The sequence below is a fragment of the Microcystis sp. M53598_WE2 genome (assembly GCF_030067735.1).
Lineage (GTDB): Bacteria > Cyanobacteriota > Cyanobacteriia > Cyanobacteriales > Microcystaceae > Microcystis > Microcystis aeruginosa.
This window is the reverse complement of sequence record NZ_JASJFE010000220.1, coordinates 1-4,421: the sequence shown is the minus strand read 5'-3', so window position 1 is coordinate 4,421 and position 4,421 is coordinate 1. Positions and strand designations below refer to the sequence as shown.

At 43.7% G+C, this 4,421-nt stretch carries 5 protein-coding genes; 4 read left to right on the top strand and 1 reads right to left on the bottom strand.

Translation table 11 applies throughout. The features are described 5' to 3' along the window. Positions 1-115 precede the first annotated feature (115 nt). Together miaB and PX636_RS04630 are read left to right on the top strand one after the other, a co-directional pair. The gene (gene miaB / locus PX636_RS04635; RefSeq protein WP_287169629.1) at positions 116-1,456 is read left to right on the top strand and encodes a tRNA (N6-isopentenyl adenosine(37)-C2)-methylthiotransferase MiaB; all 1,341 of its coding nucleotides are present in this window, start codon (positions 116-118) and stop codon (positions 1,454-1,456) included. 174 nt (positions 1,457-1,630) lie between these two features. Further along, on the top strand, positions 1,631-2,017 hold the full coding sequence (locus tag PX636_RS04630) for a C6orf136 family protein (RefSeq protein ID WP_061430953.1): 387 nt from the start codon (positions 1,631-1,633) through the stop codon (positions 2,015-2,017). Positions 2,018-2,026: 9 nt separating this feature from the next. On the opposite strand, the gene PX636_RS04625 is transcribed toward PX636_RS04630, so the two are convergent. After that, positions 2,027-3,439 carry a slr1306 family protein gene (locus PX636_RS04625; RefSeq protein WP_288116351.1) on the bottom strand — a complete coding sequence of 471 codons (1,413 nt, stop codon included), beginning with the start codon at positions 3,437-3,439 and terminating at the stop codon, positions 2,027-2,029. Between the two features lie 176 nt (positions 3,440-3,615). On the opposite strand from PX636_RS04625, the gene rpmG reads away from it, so the two are divergent. Then, positions 3,616-3,810, top strand: coding sequence for a 50S ribosomal protein L33 (rpmG, locus tag PX636_RS04620; RefSeq protein WP_002734724.1), 195 nt, complete (start codon positions 3,616-3,618; stop codon positions 3,808-3,810). Positions 3,811-3,850: 40 nt separating this feature from the next. Then, positions 3,851-4,066: a 30S ribosomal protein S18 gene (rpsR, locus tag PX636_RS04615; RefSeq protein WP_002770735.1), complete on the top strand. Its 216-nt coding sequence runs from the start codon at positions 3,851-3,853 to the stop codon at positions 4,064-4,066. Positions 4,067-4,421 lie beyond the last annotated feature (355 nt).

Below are 4,421 nucleotides of genomic sequence, written 5' to 3'. Positions count from 1 at the left end.
TCCTGACTCCTGAATCCCGACTCCTGAATCCTGCCGACCGCCGACCGCTTCTTTCAAGTCAGAGAATAAATAGCCTAAAATAGAAACCTGCACTCTTGTTTCTGTAGCCAGCATCATGAATAAGTCCCCACGTCGTTACCATATCACCACCTTTGGTTGTCAGATGAATAAAGCTGACTCCGAACGCATGGCGGGTATTTTAGAAGATTTGGGGTTTCAATGGTCTGAGGATGCCAACGAAGCCGATTTAATCCTCTACAATACCTGTACAATTCGCGATAATGCCGAACAGAAGGTGTATTCCTATCTCGGTAGACAGGCTAAACGCAAACAAACTCAACCCGATCTTACTTTAATTGTCGCTGGCTGCGTGGCTCAACAGGAAGGGGAACAATTGTTAAGACGGGTTCCCGAAGTGGATTTAATTATCGGTCCCCAACACGCAAACCGCTTGGGAGACTTATTACAACAAGTTTTTGACGGTTCCCAGGTGGTGGCCACCGAACCCATCCACATCATGGAAGATATCACCAAACCGCGCCGGGATAGTAATATTACCGCTTGGGTGAACGTCATCTATGGTTGCAATGAACGCTGTACCTATTGTGTGGTTCCGGGGGTGCGCGGGGTGGAACAATCTCGCACTCCTGCGGCAATTCGAGCAGAAATGGCACAATTAGGACAACAGGGTTATCAAGAAATCACCCTTTTAGGTCAAAATATCGATGCCTACGGACGGGATTTACCCGGAGTGACGGCAAGCGGCCGACATCTGCACAATTTTACCGATTTACTCTACTACGTTCACGATGTGGCCGGCATTGAACGTCTCCGTTTTGCCACCAGTCACCCCCGCTATTTTACCGAACGTTTGATTAAAGCTTGTCAGGAATTACCTAAAGTTTGTGAACATTTTCATATCCCTTTTCAATCGGGGGATAATGATATCCTCAAGGCCATGAAACGGGGCTATACTCAGGAAAAATACCGACAAATTATTGCTAATATTCGCGATTTAATGCCGGATGCTGCCATTAGTGCCGATGCGATTGTCGGATTCCCCGGAGAAACAGAGGCACAGTTCGAGAATACTTTAAAATTAGTCGATGAGATTGGTTTTGATCAATTAAATACGGCGGCCTATTCTCCCCGTCCCGGAACTCCTGCCGCTATTTGGGATGATCAATTAAGTGAGCAGGTAAAAAGCGATCGCTTACAAAGATTAAATCATTTAGTGGCCACAAAAGCCGCTGAACGTTCCCAAAGATATTTAGGCAGAATTGAGGAAATTTTAGTGGAAGACGTTAACCCTAAAGATGCTAGTCAAGTTATGGGAAGAACTAGAGGCAATCGCTTAACTTTCTTTACGGGAAATATTGAGGAATTGCGAGGCAAATTTGTTAAGGTTAAAATTACCGAAGTCCGTCCCTTTAGTTTGACGGGAGTGATCTTTTAAGTAGTGGTGCAAAATTAATTTCTTGGTTAGGAGAGGCAATAGGCAATAGGCAATAGGCAATAGGCAAAAGGTAGTTAAATATGTGTAACTAATTTTGCTTAGGTACTTAATAGTTAACAGTGACCCCTCAGCAGTGAAAAAAGGCAATAGCTATCGGGAATAATTTGGTACTTTATGGATATTATCGCTATTTTGCAGCAAGATTATCAAAGATTTCCCCTCGATCAAACCTATGATATTTATGCTGATAACGTTTATTTTCAAGACCCTCTCAATCAATTTCGGGGGATTAAACGCTATCGGGAAATGATTGGTTTTATGAGTCAATGGTTCCAAGCTATCAAGATGGATGTCCACGCAATTGAACGGCAGGGAAATATTATTAATACCCGTTGGACATTGCACTGGACAACCCCTTTACCTTGGCGGCCTCGTATCGCTATTTCTGGACGCAGCGAATTAACTCTCGATGACAATAATCTGATTATTTCTCATATCGATTATTGGGATTGTTCGCGCTGGGATGTGCTGCGTCAGCATTTACCTTTTCCCGGTTCTTAACTAGATTTTTTAACCGGAAAATGCCGACCAACGAGCGCTCGTTTGCTTGACAAAATCCTGTAAAAATGCTAGGCGCTGATTTTGTTCCCAGACCTGTTTAACTTTATTCTGCAAACTCGTCCAATTCCAATCATTATTCAGCTGCTCGTTAATTTCCTGTTCTTGGAAATATTCAATTAAACTTAAACCAGCTAAACGAGTTAGATAGGCTGCCCCAATTCCCTGCACTGTACCACCGGCGATATAAGTAATCGCATTTCCCTTGAGAATCGTTCCTAATGCCTGGGTTGTCACTTCTACCATGCCTAATTGTACCATCATCTTCCCTAGGGTGGCCATGGCTGTTTTTGCTTGTTCAAGGGACATTTTTTGTTGATAAATTGCCCCTAAATCCACTAACATTTGAGCGTTAGTAGCTGCCGCTAAAACTAAATCTAGGGCCGCGAGAGGATTAGCAAAAGTGGCAGTAGCGGCTATCCATTGGTATTGTTCGATAACAGGTAAAGCCTTTTTGCGTCGGGATTGATTGAGTAATTGTTTGGTTTCCTTTGCTAATTCTAGCGCTTGTCTCCAGATAGTTCCCAGAACTAATTCGGACTTTTCTTGTTCGATAATTTGTCGGAGATGATTATCTAAAGGAGCGATAACCACGGTTTGGGGTTCCGTCCATTCCTTGATTTCTCCATTGCTTTGATGTTGACGAACTTTTAGGGGTTCAGGGGCAGCGGCTATGGCTAAAATATGATGAGCAGGAATAGTTTTTTTCAGTCTTTGTTTTAGGGAAAGGAGAATTTCTTCTCTGGTTTCGGCGGGTAAACGATCCTGTTTATTGAGTAACAGGATAACACGCTGGTGCATTCGATCGAATTGCTGGAGAATTTGCCATTCGGAATCGCTTAAATCCCCATTGATCAGATACAAAACTAAGTCGGCTGCTAGGGACTTTTTCTGGTTAGCGGTGCAGTCGAGAGTTAGAAGCGGTTCCGTTTCCAGAAAAGCGATAGATTCTCCAAAGTTGCCGGTTTCTAGTAGTTTTTTTAGGGCAGTTTTACCAGTTTTTCTAGCACCGGTAATGGCAATTTTCAGGTCTTGGCGACTAAATTCTTGGTTTAATTGGGTTAAAGTGGTTTTCAGTGGGGTTAAGTCTTGATGGGGGTCTTCTTTGGCCAGATAATTAATTATCTTCTCGGCCTTGCTAATCGCTTGTTTAACCTTTTCTAGACTCAGGGGAGTGGGGGGGGAAAAATCTATTTTCGAGTTGGGTTTTTGCCAAAACCAGATACCGGCACCAAGGACAAACGCACCGAAAATACCCCAGGAACCAATTTCGCTCAGTGTACTATTGAGACTTTCCCCCAGGGTGAAAGCGATGGTAATGCCTATCCCCGTCACTAAAATCGGTTTACCCAATCTTACCGTCATTTTTCCTCATCCTCGCCAACTGCTCTGATTATTCTAGCTTTTTTGTGCTGGATTTCATCCCAAACTGAACTTTTTAGCCGACAATTCCCTGCGTTGCCCCGGCCGCTCTTGCCTAAAAAGCGCCAGATATGTCATAATGATCGATTGCGTGTAAATTTACCCGATCCCCTGTTGTTATGGCTAGTAAAAAAGGCGTTCGCCTGATCATCACTGTAGAATGCACGGAATGCCGCAGTAATCCCGATAAGCGTACCCCCGGCGTTTCTCGCTACACCACCAGCAAAAACCGTCGCAATACCACCGGCAGACTGGAAATCAAGAAATACTGTCCCCACTGCAATAAGCACACCGTCCACAAGGAAATTAAGTAAACACACTTTAGTTAAAAAGTCAAGCAATCTTTACAAATCTATGAGCTACTATCGTAAACGTCTCTCCCCCATCTCCCCCAGTCAACCGATTGACTACAAAGACACCGAACTCCTCCGCAAATTCATCACCGAACGCGGCAAAATTCTGCCTAGACGTATCACCGGTTTAACTTCTAAACAACAGCGAGATTTAACTGAAGCGGTGAAACGGGCTCGTTTAATGGCTTTATTGCCTTTTGTCAACCAAGAAGCCTAAATTCAGTGATCAGTAATCAGTAATCAGTGAACAGTGATCACTGAAAATAATTGGCTAATTAAAACAGTTATCCTAATGGTGGGGTAGGAGGTTCTCCTTTTGGAGAGCCGGTCGTCGATGCCAAATTAGGTTATGCTTCCTCTTGATAAGAAACGCTGTATTTGATAAGTAATAGCACAAAATTAACTTCTTGGTGAGGATGTCAAGCACTTATGGAAGAGGTAGTTAGATATGTTTAATTAATTGTATCTACCTACTTAAGTAGGTAGGCGTTAAAAGTTGTCAGATGCCCCCCTTATCAAGGGGGGATTAAGGGGGGATCCCCCCGCCTATCGGCACCCCCCTTATCAAGGGG